Origin of the sequence: Flavobacterium sp. J49 (assembly GCF_011742145.1) — a bacterium.
GTDB lineage: Bacteria > Bacteroidota > Bacteroidia > Flavobacteriales > Flavobacteriaceae > Flavobacterium.
In genome coordinates, this window is sequence record NZ_JAAQQU010000094.1 from 39,156 (window position 1) to 55,883 (window position 16,728).

14 protein-coding genes are annotated in these 16,728 nt (G+C 37.4%); 8 read left to right on the top strand and 6 right to left on the bottom strand.

The genetic code is table 11. The features are described 5' to 3' along the window. The first annotated feature begins 133 nt into the window (after positions 1-133). The 6 genes from HA632_RS02630 to rlmB all read left to right on the top strand — a co-directional run bounded on the left by HA632_RS02630 (position 134) and on the right by rlmB (position 9,070). The gene (locus HA632_RS02630; protein WP_228778744.1) at positions 134-1,801 is read left to right on the top strand and encodes a hypothetical protein; all 1,668 of its coding nucleotides are present in this window, start codon (positions 134-136) and stop codon (positions 1,799-1,801) included. 95 nt (positions 1,802-1,896) lie between these two features. Beyond that, entirely contained in the window at positions 1,897-5,040 is a 3,144-nt protein-coding gene (locus tag HA632_RS02635; RefSeq protein WP_176305671.1) for a SusC/RagA family TonB-linked outer membrane protein, read from the top strand. 9 nt (positions 5,041-5,049) lie between these two features. Next, positions 5,050-6,468, top strand: coding sequence for a SusD/RagB family nutrient-binding outer membrane lipoprotein (locus HA632_RS02640; RefSeq protein WP_176305672.1), 1,419 nt, complete (start codon positions 5,050-5,052; stop codon positions 6,466-6,468). Positions 6,469-6,502: 34 nt separating this feature from the next. Next, positions 6,503-7,405 (top strand): hypothetical protein, encoded by a 903-nt coding sequence (locus HA632_RS02645; protein WP_176305673.1) that lies wholly within the window; start codon positions 6,503-6,505, stop codon positions 7,403-7,405. Positions 7,406-7,420: 15 nt separating this feature from the next. Next, positions 7,421-8,269 (top strand): hypothetical protein, encoded by an 849-nt coding sequence (locus HA632_RS02650; protein ID WP_176305674.1) that lies wholly within the window; start codon positions 7,421-7,423, stop codon positions 8,267-8,269. Positions 8,270-8,335: 66 nt separating this feature from the next. After that, positions 8,336-9,070 carry a 23S rRNA (guanosine(2251)-2'-O)-methyltransferase RlmB gene (rlmB, locus tag HA632_RS02655; protein ID WP_176305675.1) on the top strand — a complete coding sequence of 245 codons (735 nt, stop codon included), beginning with the start codon at positions 8,336-8,338 and terminating at the stop codon, positions 9,068-9,070. A gap of 161 nt (positions 9,071-9,231) precedes the next feature. Here rlmB and HA632_RS02660 read toward each other — a convergent pair whose 3' ends face one another. Next, complete coding sequence (locus HA632_RS02660) at positions 9,232-9,996, bottom strand: rhomboid family intramembrane serine protease (RefSeq protein ID WP_176305676.1); 765 nt, start codon at positions 9,994-9,996, stop codon at positions 9,232-9,234. A gap of 289 nt (positions 9,997-10,285) precedes the next feature. On the opposite strand from HA632_RS02660, the gene HA632_RS02665 reads away from it, so the two are divergent. Next, the gene (locus HA632_RS02665) at positions 10,286-11,563 is read left to right on the top strand and encodes a replication-associated recombination protein A (RefSeq protein ID WP_176305677.1); all 1,278 of its coding nucleotides are present in this window, start codon (positions 10,286-10,288) and stop codon (positions 11,561-11,563) included. Here the strand turns inward: HA632_RS02665 and HA632_RS02670 are convergent. The 3 genes from HA632_RS02670 to radC are packed head-to-tail and all read right to left on the bottom strand — an operon-like array spanning position 11,560 to position 13,667. Then, positions 11,560-12,291: a hypothetical protein gene (locus tag HA632_RS02670; RefSeq protein ID WP_176305678.1), complete on the bottom strand. Its 732-nt coding sequence runs from the start codon at positions 12,289-12,291 to the stop codon at positions 11,560-11,562. The two genes, HA632_RS02665 and HA632_RS02670, sit on opposite strands and share 4 nt — an antisense overlap. A gap of 1 nt (position 12,292) precedes the next feature. Then, a complete protein-coding gene (locus tag HA632_RS02675; RefSeq protein WP_176305679.1) occupies positions 12,293-12,976 on the bottom strand; it encodes a YjjG family noncanonical pyrimidine nucleotidase in 684 nt (227 codons plus the stop codon). Between the two features lies 1 nt (position 12,977). Next, on the bottom strand, positions 12,978-13,667 hold the full coding sequence (gene radC, locus HA632_RS02680) for a DNA repair protein RadC (RefSeq protein ID WP_176305680.1): 690 nt from the start codon (positions 13,665-13,667) through the stop codon (positions 12,978-12,980). A 52-nt stretch (positions 13,668-13,719) separates the two neighbouring features. Here radC and HA632_RS02685 point away from each other — a divergent pair, with 52 nt between their 5' ends. After that, positions 13,720-14,334, top strand: coding sequence for a DUF1287 domain-containing protein (locus HA632_RS02685; protein ID WP_176305681.1), 615 nt, complete (start codon positions 13,720-13,722; stop codon positions 14,332-14,334). 8 nt (positions 14,335-14,342) lie between these two features. On the opposite strand, the gene murC is transcribed toward HA632_RS02685, so the two are convergent. After that, entirely contained in the window at positions 14,343-15,698 is a 1,356-nt protein-coding gene (gene murC, locus HA632_RS02690; RefSeq protein WP_176305682.1) for a UDP-N-acetylmuramate--L-alanine ligase, read from the bottom strand. Positions 15,699-15,700: 2 nt separating this feature from the next. After that, a complete protein-coding gene (locus HA632_RS02695; RefSeq protein WP_176305683.1) occupies positions 15,701-16,399 on the bottom strand; it encodes a lipopolysaccharide assembly protein LapB in 699 nt (232 codons plus the stop codon). Positions 16,400-16,728: the final 329 nt, after the last annotated feature.

The window sequence follows — 16,728 nt, forward strand, 5'->3', positions numbered from 1 at the left end:
GGGTTGCAAATGTAGTAATTATTTTTAATGAAACAAATCATAATTAATTAATTTTCAAACAGATTGTTTTTAGAATAGATTAATAACAATAAAAACAGATTTTTTGCGTTATTTTGAAGCAAACTTTTAGTCTTTGAAAAAGATTTTCCTCCTTTTTTTTCTGCTACTTATCAACCGGAATGTCTCCGCCCAAAATTTCTATCTCAAAATTGTCGGCCAAAATGAATCTGAAAACAGGTCAATTGACAGTATCGATTACATCAAAAAACACCAAAATCTCAAATCCATAACCAACGAGAATAATTCATTCTACGAAAAGCTAACCAAAAAAGGCTATTTAAACGCTCAATTCATAGAAAACTTCAAGCTAAATGACAGTGTTTTTTGCTACAAATACAGCCTCGGAAAAAAAATAAATTATGCACGCATATATATAGGTATAAAAAACCGTGAAAACATACCCGCAACTTACAGCCTAAAAAACGACACCCTGCACCTTTCTTACGAGGAGATTGATGCTTTTTTAAACAACACCTTGATAAAACTAGAAAACAACGGTTTTTCAATGTCCAAAGTCAAACTCAGCAACCTCCATTACAAAGACAACAACATTATTGCTGATTTAGAGGTAGCCAAAGAAAACAAAAGACAACTCAACAGCATCGTGATAAACGGTTACGACAAATTTCCTGAGAGTCACAAAAAAAACATTTCACGCTTTTACCGCAATAAGGTTTTCAATCAAAAGAATCTGGAAAAACTCTTCAATGATTTTGAAAAATTCAGATTTGTTAAGCAAACCAAATACCCCGAAATCTTGTTTACCAAAGATTCCACCAAAGTTTATGTGTATTTGGAAAAGGCTAAGCCCAATTCTTTTGACGGCTATATAGGCTTTACTAATGATGAAGAAAGCAAATTAATTTTGAGTGGGTATTTAGATTTGACATTGATTAACATATTGAACTCTGGAGAAAAATTCTCTCTGTATTGGAAAAGTGACGGTCAGGATCAAAAGACATTTAACCTGGGCCTTGAACTGCCCTATATCTTTAAAAGCCCAATGGGACTTAAAACAGAACTCAATATTTTCAAACAAGACAGCACATTTCAAAACACACGAACCAACATTGAACTTGGCTATTACTTCAATTACAACAACCGTTTGTATATCGGCCATCAATCAACAGAATCAAGCGATATTCAAAACGCAAACACTCTCAGCTTGAGCGACTTTGACAATTCCTACCTCACCACAGCATTGGAATTTACTGATTTTAATAATGATGATTTTCTGTTTCCGGAAAAAACAAGCTTCAATTTAAAATTAGGCAGCGGCAAAAGAAAGTCAAAACTCCTGTCCGACAATCAATTCTTTGGAAGTTTGTATTTAAAACACAATTTTTATCTGAACCCAAAAAACATCATCAATCTCAAGTCACATAATTTCTATTTGCAGAGCAATAATTACATTGTCAATGAGCTGGCTCGTTTTGGCGGTATAAATTCCATTAGAGGATTTAATGAAAACAGTTTGCAAGGCAACACTTTTACTTCGCTATTGACAGAATATCGACATGTACTCACCTCAAATCTTTACCTTCATTCTATTCTTGACTATGGATTTTTACAAGATGACACCACCTACAATCGGGCAAATCTTCTCGGCTTTGGATTTGGTTTCGGACTTTTGTCAAAAAACGGATTATTCAATATTGTTTACGCCAACGGAAGCACCAACAATCAAGCCATCAAGCTTTCAAATTCAATAGTTCACATCAGCTTTAAAGCAAGTTTCTAAATGTTTAAAACTTTAACATTAAAATTTAATATTTAATTAGGATTTTTAAGATTTTTTTAAGACTTTTGGGTCACTAATTATAACCAAATTAAATAATGAAAACAAAGTTAAATGGATTCTTGACGCTTTTTATAGCGTTGTTGGTGCAAATCTCTTTTGCGCAAGAAAGGATTGTTACTGGTGTTGTTACAGACAATAGCGGTTTACCAATTCCGGGAGTTAATGTTCTTGTTAAAGGAACTAAATTAGGCACACAAACCGACTTTGATGGTAAGTTCTCCATCAGTGCCTCTCCGACTCAAACGTTAATTTTTAATTATGTAGGCATGAAATCCCAAGAAATCTTGGCTTCTTCAACTACAATTAATGTAAACATGAAAGACGATGCTGTTGAGTTAGAAGGAGTAGTAGTAACTGCTTTGGGTGTTAAAAAATCCGAAAAAGCAGTGACCTATTCCGCGCAATCTGTTAAAGGTGGCGCCTTAACTGAAGCCCGAGAGTCAAATTTAGTTAATGCATTATCCGGAAAAGTTGCCGGGGTCAATGTTACAAACTCATCTGGAGCAGTTGGTTCCTCTTCAAGAATTGTTTTGAGAGGTAATTCAACCATTACGGGTAGCAATGAAGCTTTATTTGTAATTGACGGTGTTCCTTTTGACAATACCAGCTATGGTAACTCAGGATCCGGCGGTGGTAGAGATTTACCAAATGGCGCTGCCAGTATCAATCCGGACGACATTGAGTCGGTAACGGTGCTAAAAGGACCAACTGCTGCGGCATTGTATGGTATTCGCGCAAGTAAAGGGGTTATATTGATAACCACAAAATCCGGAAAGAAAAAAGACAAATTTGAAGTGTCTTTCAACTCAAATACTACTTTCTCTAATCCATTAGCATTACCAAATTTCCAAAACTCATACGGTCAAGGTGCTACCTCGGATTACTTTGAGTTCGTAGACGGTGCCGGTGGTGGTTACAATGATGGTGTTGACGAAAGCTGGGGGCCTGCATTGGACAGAGGTTTGTCTTTTGTACAATGGGATTCCTTTAAAAATGGAGGATTACCAACTCCTTGGGTTTCACATCCAGATAACGTAAAAGATTTTTACGAAACAGGTGTGGCGCAATCCAACAATATTTCAATCATTAGCGGAGGTGAAAACTCTAACTTCAGATTATCAATCGGAAATAGTGATGAAAAAGGGATGATTCCTTTTACTGAGTTCAAAAAATTCAATGTTGGATTCAATGGAAACATGACTTTAGGAAAAAAACTAACGGCTGGTATCAGCATGACTTACTTCAACAACAAAAGTGATAACTTACCGGTTGTAGGGTATTCAAGTCAAAACGTAGTGCAACAATTCATTTGGTCTGCCCGTAACGTTCAGTTTACTGACTTAAAAGATTGGAGAAATTTCCCATTAGCAGGTGCAAACACTCCGGCCGCCGGAACTCCAATAAGTTGGAATACCAATTTCCAAAATAACCCTTACTGGCATTTGGAAACAAATATCAACACTTTTGATCAAGACAGAATTACAGGTAATACTTTCTTGAATTACAAATTCACTGATAATTTATCCATCAATGGTAAATTAATGTTAGACCAATACTCTCAAAGAGAAACGTTAAGAAACGAAAAAGGGTCTAATGAAAATATAGATGGTTACTATGCTGAAATTTCCAGAAGATATTCTGAGATTAACGCAGAAGCAATTCTTAATTACCAAAGAAACATAACCAATGATTTATCTATGACTCTTAATGCTGGTATGAACACCATGAAAAGAATCAGCACAAGACAATTAGGAGAGTTATCGGGAGGATTAGAATTACCGGGATTGTTCACGCTTTCAAATGTAAAAGCAGGAACAACTCCTAACATTGATAGCGATTATACAGAACAAAGAATTAATAGTGTTTTAGGTTTTGGACAATTGGCTTATAAAGGTTATGCTTTCCTTGATTTTTCAGGTAGAAATGACTGGGCTAGTGTTTTACCGGCTAAAAACAACTCATTCTTCTATCCTGCTGTTTCAGGTTCATTAGTATTATCTGAAATATTTGGATTTACAAGCAGTAAAGTTAGCTATGCTAAATTTAGAGGGGGTTGGTCAAAAGTTGGAGGTATTGGTCCATTAGAGCCATATAGCTTGAACAGAACATTTGCCCTTGCCAATAACAACTTTGGTACTGTATCATCAGTTCCAAATACCCAATGGAATCCAAATCTTAAACCGGAAAGCACAACAGGAGTTGAGTTTGGTTTAGACTTGAATGCCTTCAACAACAGAGTTCGTTTTAGTGCAACTTATTATAATCAAACCAGTAAAGATTTGATTTTGCCTTTACAGATTGATGCTGCTTCAGGATTTACTTCATCTTGGGAAAATGCAGGAGAAATGAACAACAAAGGTATTGAGTTACAATTAGGTGCTACTGTATTGAAAAAAGGTGATTTTTCATTTGATGTGGATTTAAACTTTGCTAAAAACAAAAATGAAGTAGTTAGTTTAGGTATAACTGATGCTTATGTTTTAGGCGGACAATGGGACATGGAGCTACAAGCCAGAGTTGGTGAAGCTTATGGTTCAATTGTTGGTTATCCTTTCTTGAGAAATGATGCCGGTCAAATCGTTTACGAAAATGGTTTGCCTCAAGTAAACAATACCGAAAAAGTTGTCCTTGGAAACATTACCCCTGATTGGACTGGTGGTGCAAACTTCACTTTCAAATACAAAAACTTTGATTTAAGCACACTATTAGACGCAAAAATGGGCGGAGAAATATTCTCAATGACCTACATGTGGGGTAGATATGCCGGAACCTTGGAAGAATCTCTTATCGGTAGAGAAACTGGGGTTATTGGAAATGGTGTTATAGCTGACGGAAACGGAGGTTATGTTCCTAACAACGTAGTTGTTGACGCAAAAACATTCAACCAATTTGCTTACGATTATTCTAATTTTACAGAAAGTGGTGTATTCGATGCCAGCTACGTAAAATTAAGACAAATTATCTTTGGGTATTCATTACCTAAAAAATGGTTAAACGGTACGTTTATTCAAGATTTCAGAGTATCTGTAGTAGGTAGAAATTTAGCTATTCTATACAAAAAAGTACCTCACATTGATCCTGAAACAGGTTTCAGTAGTGCTAATGGCGAACAAGGTCAAGAATTTGGTCAATTACCATCTGCAAGAACTTATGGGTTTAACATTAACATTAAATTCTAAAAAAAAGTTATGAAAAAAATATTTTCTTTAATTATGGCAACCTTCGTTTTATGGAGTTGCGATAATAATTTTGAAGAGATCAACACCTCTCCAAATAACTCTCAGACAACAGACCCTAATCTATTGCTATCATCAGCAATGATTACAACTCAAAACACTTTGTACAACGCACAAATTGGAGGTGATATGGGTATTTGCTGGGCACAACAATGGTCAAAAGTTCAATACAATTCCGAAGAAAGATACACTCCGAGAAGAGCGGTTATGAATTCGGTTTGGACTAATCTTTACGCAAGCGCTATTGCAGAATGCAAGGCTGCTTATGAATTAGCTGGAGAAAGTGGGAACACTAATTTACAAGCTATTAGCTTGGTGTTAGAGGCCAATAATTTCCAAATCTTAACTGATGTTTTTGGTCCTGTACCTTTCCATGAAGCTGTAGTTCCTGGTATTACTAAACCAGTACACGATACTGAAGAAGTTGTATACGATGGAATTTTAGATTTACTGGATGAAGCAGAAACATTATTTGCTTCTGGAACCGGTGATTTTACCACAACAGCTGACTTTATCTACCAAGGCGACGTTGCTAAATGGAGAAAATTTGGTGCTTCACTTAAATTGAAAGCCTTAATGAGAATCTCCGGTAAAAGAGATGTATCTGCTCAGGTAAATGCACTTGTTAATTCAGGGCTTTTGATGTCTTCAAACGCTGATTCTGCTCAATTGGCTTACACTTCTGCACAACCGGATGCGAACCCAATTTACGAAACTATTGTATTTGGTAACAGAGCAGAATATAAAGTAAGTTCTGTTTTAGTAGATAAATTAAACCAATTAAGTGACCCTAGACTTAGCAAGTTTGCTCAAGTAAACGATGTAGGTGCTTATGTTGGTAATGTCCCTGGCGTTGAAAATCCTGGAAACTACAATGGTTTCTCTTCTCCGGGAGTAGATTATTTGTCTCCAAACTTACCGGGTGTATTATTGTCGTATGCACAAGTTGAGTTTTATTTAGCAGAAGCTGCTTTAACAGGAATTATTTCCGGCGGTGTAGCAGCAGCTGATAATCACTACAGAAACGGAATTGCAGCTAATATGAATTTCAACGGTGTTTCTGCCTCACAAATCACAACTTATTTGTCGCAACCTTCATTAGATTTCACTACAGTTGTTGGAGGGAAAGAAAAAATAGGTTTACAAATGTGGTTTGCACTATATGGCCAAGGCATAGAAGCTTGGACCGAGTGGAGAAGAACAGGACAACCGGCTTTATCTCCCGTAGTAGATGCACAAATTAGTGTGATACCAAAAAGATTCTATTATTCAACTGATTCACAAAACTTTAATCAAACAAACTATCAAGCAGCCGTAGCTTTACTAGACAACGGTGATACAATGCTTTCAAAAGTTTGGTGGATGAATTAATAAAAAAACTATGAAAAAATTTATTTATTTATTTATGGCAATAGCATCATTAGGTGTTGTGTCATGCGAAGAGGATGATAATGACCTTCTTACCGGTAATAACAACGAAGGCGGTCTATTAAACGTTCAAAACAACTTAGTAGCCTATGTTGTAGGTAATGGTGATGACTTTGAATACTCCGCAGGTCTTAGAGCATTTCAAGGTGACGTTCAAGTAGAATCTGTAGATATCTACAAACAGTTTACCTCTGTTGATGGGGTAACTTCTAATAAAGTATTCCTTAAAAATGTACCTTTTCCAAATGTTGACCAAATGGAAAATATCACTTTTAACTTTACTTATAACGAACTTACTCAAGGAATTGTTGTAAATGGTCAACCCTTACCAACTTCTGATTCAGATTTAGAAATCGGTGACTATTGGACTCTTAGTTATGTATCAAAAACATCAAGTGGTAATGAAGCTTTAAACCGTAGTACTACAAAAGTAGCTGTCGGAACAAGATTTGCCGGTAATTACAGATGTATAAATGCTGAATACTACAGACTAGGTGTTTTGACCTATTCAACAGCCAACTGGCCAGCTTCAACTACTATTGAATCTGTAAACTCTACTACCTATAGAGTTGTAGAATATTTTGGTGCTGCTGCATTTAGCGGAAACGAATATTATTTTACAATTGATGAAAATGATGTCATTGGTTATCCAGAAAACACTCCTGATGGAACACCACAATCCGGAAATGGACAGCCATTTATCACTTGTCAAACCAATCCAGCCGATATGGCACCGGTATACTGCGGAAATTCCAATTATGTCATTAGAGATGATGTTGATGGAAAAGACAGATTGGTAATGTCTTTTGGTTATTACACAACCTCTGGCGCAGTAGGTCCAAGAGTTTTCTATCAAGTTTTAGAAAAAATTGTTGAATAATATTAAATCACTATTATGAAAAAAATATTTAATTATAAATTTGGTTTTGCCTTGCTTTTATCACCCATGCTTTTTGTAGCATGTGATGATTCAGGCGATGCAACAGGCTATAGTAATTTAATAGTCAATGAAAATGTTGTAGGTACTATCAACTTAGTCAGTCCTTTAACAAATTCGCAAACAGTTCGTGAGGGAGATCAAGGAGTATACACTTATACCATCACTTTAGACAATCCTCAACCTGTTGATATTCACGTATCTGTTTTACAAATTGCAGGTGATGCTGACGATCATGACTTCGAATACGATCATGAAATCGTAATCCCTGCTTACTCTACTTCTGCTTCTGGAGAAATTAAAATCTTAACTGATGATGAAGACGAAGAGACTGAAACATTTACACTTCGTATTAGCAATGCTAACACTTCTAATGCCTCTATAGCTTCTCAAGAATTGACTTTTTCAATTATTGATTGCTATTCTGACTTAGCAGGAACTTACAGCTACACTACTACTAACATCGGGGAACCGGGAGGTGGTTTTGTTGCCGGACCTGTTACTGGAACTGTAACTTTCACAGCTGCCGGTGCCGGAGTATACAACATCTCTGACGCTTCTTTTGGTGGTTGGATCGGTTTATACGGCCCTGGAAATATTGCTACAGGAGTACAATTAGTTGACTCTTGTGACGAAATAGCCTACGATGGTGTTGACCAGTATAATGAAGTATTTACCTTCTCTAACCTAGTGATTAATGGCGCTAACATGTCATTCCACTGGGAAAATGATTACGGCGAATTCGGTGATACCACTCTGACTAGAACAGATGGTACCAATTGGCCAAACTTGACTTTACAACCATAAAACGGTAAAGTTCAAAACTCTTAAAACCACCAGTTTTCACTGGTGGTTTTTTTATATCTTTGCGCCATGGAAAAAGAAAACCAAATCTTCGGAATCAGAGCTATTATAGAAGCCATCAACGCAGGAAAAGAAATCGACAAAGTATTTATACAAAGCGATGCCCAAAGCGAATTGATGCAGGAATTGATGAAAGTGATGAAAAAAAACAGCGTCAACTTCTCCTATGTTCCCGTAGAAAAACTTAACCGTTTAACCGCCAACAACCACCAAGGTGCGGTTGCCACCATTGCTCCTATCACCTTCGTGAAATTGGAAACACTAGTCGACAGTGTTGTAGAAAGTGGTAAAACACCTTTATTCTTAATTCTGGACCAACTCAGTGATGCCCGTAACTTCGGAGCCATCATCAGAACCGCAGAATGCACAGGCGTTGATGGAATCATCGTTCAAAAAACAGGTTCTGCACCAGTAAACGGTGACACGGTAAAAACTTCAGCCGGAGCCGTTTTCAACGTGCCTATTTGCAAAGTAGACCACATTAAAGACGCCATATTTTATCTGCAAGGCAGCGGCATCAAAACCGTAGCGGCAACTGAGAAAACTGAGGACAGTATTTACAACATCGACTTAAACCAACCCGTAGCCATCATCATGGGAAGCGAAGACCGCGGCATCAACCCGTCTGTGTTGAAAATCGTAGATGAAAAAGCCAAATTACCCATGTTCGGAACTATTGGTTCTTTGAATGTTTCCGTGGCTTGTGGAGCGTTTCTTTATGAAACCGTTCGCCAACGTCAATAAATAATTTGTCAGACTTAGCTTGACTTTCTGAACGAAGTCGAAGTATTAAAGCCGGGAGCGAAAGGCTTGGGATATATCGGCAATCCCTATTCCCGCTTTACGCTCTACTCCGCCGGCCTACAGGCCGGCAGGTGCCGCTGCAATCGGGGCTAAAAAGCCAACTATTCCGCAGATTTGTTATCCTCTTTATCTTCCTTATAAGTATAAAAATAATTAAGAAACGATGTGCGCTCCTCAGGCGCTTCTTCCTCAGGTTTTGGGGTATTGACAAAATTTCCGTTTTCATCAAAATGCTTCATAAAGCTATCCTCTTCCGGATTGAAATCGGGCTTCTCCCATTCATACTGTATGGTTTTGTTATAATCGGGCGTCTTGAACCATTTGGCAAATAAAAACCCGGTAATCAAACCCGCCAAATGCCCTTCCCAAGATATTTTGTGATCAATCTGCGGAAAAACATACCAAATCATTCCGCCATAAAACATCACAACAGCCAAAGACAAAGCCATCAAACGGAAATACTGCGACATTAATCCTTTGAAAAAAATAAAGGAAACCAACACATAAATCAAACTGCTCGCGCCTATGTGAAAAGAATTGCGACCAATTACCCAAGTAATCATCCCCGACAACAAAACACCGTAAAACAAAACTTTTAAAGAGATTGACCGGTAAAAATAAATAAGCGCTGTAGTCAGCACAAATAAGGGAATGGTATTATTGGCAATGTGATTCAAATCTCCATGCAAAAACGGACTGAAAATCACGCCCTGCAAACCCGAAAAGTTTCGAGGCAAAATGCCGTGAGTAGTCAAATCAATATTGGTCATGTTTTCAAACAGAAAAACAACCCATATAAAGCCCAACAATAAAGAAGGAACCAACCAAACAGAAGGTGAAAATTTAAAATGATGATAATCGTTCATGGTTTCAATTTAACTGTAGATTCTTGTCAAAAACGCAGCCAAATTAAAAGTAATGCTAATTTGTCAGTTAGAAAAATTTAAAAGAAGCCAACCGTTTGTATTTAGCCCCGATTGAAGTGAAAATACTTTTCTGTTTTTAAATAAAAGCCCTTCGACTGCGCTCAGGGTGACAAAACAGAAAAGATTGAAACGGAAAGCGGGAAAATGATTTAAAAAACGCCCAAGCGATTGGCTCCAACATTTCGACAAGCTCAATGTGACAATCAAAAAAATAACATAAATTTACAGCATGGAAGCACCACTTGCCGAACGCATCAGACCGCAACGTTTAGAGGATTACATCAGCCAATTGCATTTGGTTGGCGACAATGGTTCGCTAACACAACAAATTGCGCGTGGTGTCATTCCGTCGATGATTTTTTGGGGTTCTCCGGGAACGGGAAAAACGACATTGGCCCAAATCATAGCCAAACAAAGCCATCGCCCGTTCTATGAATTGAGTGCGATTAACAGCGGTGTAAAAGACATCCGCGACGTGATTGAAAAAGCCAAAACCAGTGGTGGTTTGTTTACGGCTAAAAACCCGATTTTATTTATCGATGAGATTCACCGTTTTAGCAAATCGCAACAAGATTCACTTTTGGCGGCAGTCGAAAAAGGTTGGGTAACCTTAATCGGCGCCACGACTGAAAATCCGAGTTTTGAAGTGATTCCGGCTTTGTTGTCACGTTGTCAGGTATATATTCTAAATCCGTTTTCCAAAGAAGATTTGCTGGCTTTGCTTCACCGAGCGATGAAAGAAGACCAAATCATTTCTGCCAAAAAAATAAAATTAAAGGAAACCGAAGCGTTATTGCGCCTTTCGGGCGGTGACGGACGCAAGCTATTAAATATTTTTGAATTGGTCGTAAACGCCAGCCCTGAAGGTCAAATTACGATTACCAACGACAAAGTTTTAGAATTGGTACAACAAAATACGGTGCTTTACGATAAAACCGGCGAGCAACATTATGATATTGTTTCGGCTTTTATCAAATCTATCCGCGGGAGCGATCCCAATGGTGCGGTTTATTGGTTAGCCCGAATGATTGAAGGTGGCGAAGATGTCAAATTTATTGCCCGACGCATGTTGATTTTGTCAAGTGAAGATATCGGTAATGCCAATCCGACGGCATTTATCATGGCCAACAATACTTTTCAAGCCGTTTCGACTATTGGCTATCCAGAGAGCAGAATTTTGCTAAGCCAGTGTGCGATTTATTTGGCCACTTCACCCAAAAGCAATGCAAGTTATATGGCCATTGGCGAAGCACAGGCTTTGGTCAAACAAACCAGAGATTTATCGGTACCGATTCACTTGCGCAATGCACCTACCAAATTGATGAAAGAATTAGGTTATGGCGAAGAATACCAATATTCGCATAATTACGCCAATAACTTTTCGGAACAGGAATACTTGCCCGATGAGATTAAAAACACGAATTTCTACAAACCCGGAAACAATGCCCGTGAGAACGAAATGCGGACATTTTTAAAGAATCGCTGGAAAGATAAATACGGTTATTAGAATTTCAGGTTAATCGGTTCTGAAACTAGTTTGCCGTTATCATAGTATTCAAAAACCCATTTGCCTTCTTTGATTAAAACGGTTCCATTCACCCCATTTTTATCGGCCATAAAAACATTTTTTTGGGAAGTGTTATACAAACGCATAATGACTTTGGGCTCATTGTCTATCACTTGATAGCCATTGGCGGTTGGTTGTGCAAAAAAGAAAACTTCATTGGTAGTAACCGGAACGGTATCGATTTTTGAATCGATTACTTTAACAACCGGTTTTGGTTCGGCTGCCGGTTCAACAGCCACTGAACCGTTGTACTTATAATTCAGGGTTTCAAATGATTTGGCTGCGGCTCTTAAGGCCTGACTGTATGCGATAGAATATTGCTTTTCTCTACTGCTTCCGATTTCAGTTTGGTAAACTACATTGCCTTTGCAATCTTTTAAAGCAATTCTTATTTTGGTTACAAACAATCCACTTTCATTGATTAAATCGGCGGTTAAAAAATCACAACGGTTGCCAACATTTGTATCAAAAAAAGAATCATCACTAAAATAGGCTTTGAAACCATATTTTTGAAGTAATAATTTCACTGAGGTATTTAAACCATGCTTGTCGTCTTCTTTAAAAGAATCAAATCTTTTGGGTACTATTACAAACTGATAATCATTCACACTTTGTGCAGAAGACGCAAGAGACATCAACAAAATCAAACACAGCATTATTTTTTTCATGTTACAATATATTTTTTAATTCTACTAAACGATTTATGGTCTGCACCTCAGGTATATTATGGTTGTTTTTCTCGTCAAACAAAATCGCCTTCATTCCGAAATCAATAGCACCTCTGACATCCGCATCGATACAATCACCAATCATGATGGCATTTTCTTTGTTGGTTTTAGCCAAAGATAAGGCAAATTCAAATATGTTTCGATGTGGTTTTTTAACGCCGGCCATTTCTGAATTGGTTACCGTTTTAAAATAACTTCCCAAACCTGAATTGTTGATTTTTTTGTACTGAACTTCGGCAAAACCATTGGTGATGATGTGCAGATTGTACTTGGGCAACAAATAATCTAAAACTTCAATGGCTCCTTCAAACAGTTGGTTGTTTTCGGGTAAAAAAGCGATGTAATCATGGGCGATTTGATCAATAGCTTCATCCGAAATAGAATAGTTTAAAGCATCAAACGATTGTTTCAACCGCTGATAACGCAGTTCTTCATGGGTAATTTTATCCACTTGGTACAACTTCCAGCAAGCTTGGTTGATGGGCGCGTAAACTTCTATAAATTTGGTTGTATTTAGAGTTGGATGATGCACTTTGAATATTTTATCAAAAGCCAAGACCGAATTGCGGTCGAAATCCCAAAGTGTGTGATCTAAGTCAAAAAAAATATCGGTGATGTGTTTCATTTTAAAATAGGCCTTCGTCCTGAAAGCTCAAATAACTTTTTTCTGTGATAATAACATGGTCGAGCACTTTGATATCGAGTTGCTCTCCGGCAAATTTAAGCTTTTTAGTAATTTCTTTGTCGGCATCACTGGCCATTAATTTACCCGAAGGATGATTGTGGGATAAAATAATAGCCGTAGCATTGTGTTCTAAAGCCATTTTGAAGATTAAACGAACATCCACCACGGTTCCGGTAATGCCGCCTTTGGACAATTGCGCTTTGTAAATGACTTTGTTGGAATTGTTCAAATACAACACCCAAAACTCTTCATGAGGTAACTCACCTATAATAGGCTGCATGATTTCAAAAACGGCTTTGCTTGAAGTGATTTTGTCTAAAACAGTAGTTTCTTCGGTTCTTCGTCTTCGCCCTAATTCTAAAGCAGCCGCAATAGTAACAGCCTTTGCCTCTCCTATTCCTTTGAATTCCATTAATTGTTTTAAAGACATTTTTCCTAAAGCGTTCAAGTTATTATTGACACTGGCCAAGATTCTTTTGCTCAAAGAAACGGCGCTTTCATTCCTGCTTCCTGAACCAATGAGAATCGCGATTAGTTCAGCATCGCTTAAAACTGCTTTGCCTTTCAGCATCAGCTTTTCGCGTGGTTTATCGTCTTCTGACCAATGTTTTATGGAAAAATTTTGTTCCAAGGCAAAATACTAAAATGAAAGATTTATCGTTAGTTATTCAAACCATAAAATTATGAAAACTTTTTATTTATCGCTAATTTTACTTACATTTTTGACTTGCGCACAAAAAAGCAATGAGAATAATGTTGTGGAAACAAACCCTAATTCATTTCAAGAGCAATTATCAGCAGCTGCCATTTCTATTGTTGACCCGAGTATCATTTATACGCCAAACTATGTTTCAATAAAATACCCCAATGGCGATGTTCCAGCCAAAACCGGTGTTTGTACTGATGTTGTGATTCGAGCCTATCGAAAAGTAGGCATTGATTTGCAAAAAGAAGTTCATGAAGATTTGAAAACCAATTTCTCAAAATATCCCAATCTTAAAAAATGGGGATTAAAAAAACCCGATACCAACATCGACCACAGAAGAGTACCCAATTTAGAAGTTTTCTTTACCAGAAAAGGACAAAAGTTAGCCGTTACCCAAAAAGCCAAAGATTACAAAACCGGGGAAATAGTAACATGGATGATTAACGGTAAATTGCCGCACATTGGCATCATAACCCATAAAAAATCACCGGACGGTAATCCGATGATAGTGCATAATGTTGGTGGCGGACAGGTTTTAGAAGATTGTCTTTTTAGTTATGAGATTGTTGGGCATTTCAAATATGAGAAGTAATTTGAAGACTACTCAATCAAGCCTTTCACCTCATCAAAGTTCAATCCACCATAATTTCCTGAACTCATTAACAGCAAAGCGGAATTATTCAAATCATAAGAGAACAAAAAGTCTTTGAACTCGGTCGGATTCGTGTAAATAATCAAGTCATCTCGTTTGAAAGATTGCGCGATTTGGTCATAAGTTACTTCCTCCAATTGTTTGATTTTTACTGCATCTGGTGAATAAAAAACGACCGCTACATCAGCGGCATCCAATGCACCTTCATATTCTTTTAGGAACTCAGCGTTCAAACTACTATAGGTGTGCAATTCCAAACACGCCACTAATTTTCTATCCGGATATTGAGCTTTAACGGCTTTAGTGGTTGCCGATACTTTGCTTGGTGAATGTGCGAAATCTTTGTAGGCCACTTTGCCTTTGCCTTCGGCTATTTTTTCCAAACGTTTGGAAGCGCCTTTGAAACTCGCAATGGCTTCATAGAAATCGGCTTCATCGACACCCATATTTTGGCAAATCCATTTGGCGCCGGCCAAATTGTTGAGATTGTGTGCACCGAAAACTTCAATTGGCATTGGACCTTCGGGTGTGTCTAATAAAGTTGTGCCGTCTTTTACCGAATAACTTGGTGTTTGATAAGGCAATCTTCGAATGGTATTGGTGCTTTCTTCGGCTACTTTTTTAACGGTTGCATCTTCTTCATTATAGACTAAAATACCGCCTTTGGTAATTTGGCTGACAAAAATTTCAAATTGTTCCACATAGTTTTCAAAGGTTGGAAACACATTGATATGATCCCAAGCAATTCCGGAAAGTAAAGCAATATTGGGCTGGTACAAATGAAACTTTGGTCTTCTGTCGATTGGTGATGACAAATATTCATCGCCTTCTAAAACGATAAAATCATTGTCGTGTGTGAGATGCACCATAGTATCAAAACCTTCCAATTGTGCACCTACCATGTAGTCGACTTCAATATTGTGAAAATGCATCACATGCAAAATCATAGAAGTAATGGTGGTTTTTCCGTGAGAACCGCCAATGACTACACGGGTTTTATTTTTGGATTGTTCGTATAAAAATTCGGGATATGAGTAGATTTTAAGCCCAAGTTCTTGAGCTTTCAACAACTCCGGATTATCTGCTTTGGCATGCATTCCAAGTATAACTGCTTCAATATCGGAAGTAATTTTTCCTGGAAACCAACCCATTTCAACAGGTAATAATCCTTTCTTTTCTAATCTTGACTTAGACGGTTCAAAGATGGCATCATCGCTTCCGGTTACTTGGTATCCTTTATGGTGTAGGGCCAAAGCTAAATTGTGCATGGCTGCACCGCCAATGGCTATGAAATGTGTTCGCATTACTATGGTTTGTTTTTTTCTTGATAGGCTTGCATCAACAATTTGGCCTTCTCAGGTTGATTCATTTTGTTTTTATACAAATTGGCTAATTTTTGATAGGTCGTTTTAGAACCGCCTACGGCAATGGCTCTGGCATAATTTCTCTCTGCTTCATTGTATCGCTCAAAATATTCAGCTATACGACCTTTGGCCAAGTAACCGTCAACAGGAGAAATTTTGAACAATTCTCCGGCATATTTCTGTGCTTTTCGCTCACTTCCTCCAACAATTCCCGGCAATTCAAGGTATAATTCGATTAAAGCCCAACGTGCTTCGATATGATTAGCATTGAGTTGAATGGCCTTTTCAAAAGACGCTTTGATATCATCAATCATTCCCAAGGCTTTGAATTTATTGGATTCTTTGGCTTTCATCCCAAGACATCCGCCATATTTGTAATGGTAATTGGCTTCTGCCGGTTTGAGTTTTCTCAATTTATCATAATAGTTCATGGCTTTGTCCCATGATTTATTGGCGCCTTCAATATCGCCCAAGTATTCCAATACTTTTAAGTCGTTTGGATTCTCCTTGATAACATCCTCAAAAATTGGTTTTGCCAAAACATATTTGGCTTGTAAAAACAACTTTTCACCTCTTTCAAAATCAGATTGAGCGGAAATGATCAGCGGAAACAGAAGTATGATTTTTAAAAAAAATTTCATCAAACTTATCTTGGTTTAGTGAAAAACAAATATAGACAATTTATAGTATTTCCTTCTATTGAATTGTACTGAATTTAGCCCTAAAAATCACAAATAAATCGGCTTTTATTTACAAGAATCCTTGATTTCTCAAATAAAAACAATCTGTGAACGGTGAAAAACTATCGTTGAAATGCATGCTTTTTCAAATCGTAAACTGCTGTTTTTAAATGATTTACATAAAAACCATTTCCAATTAACCCCAAAAAAGCTACCTAAAAAACAAAAAAAATGCCGTTTATCGATTTTTGAGGCAGTATAACTAAGAATGTAATCATCTGGTGATGCCC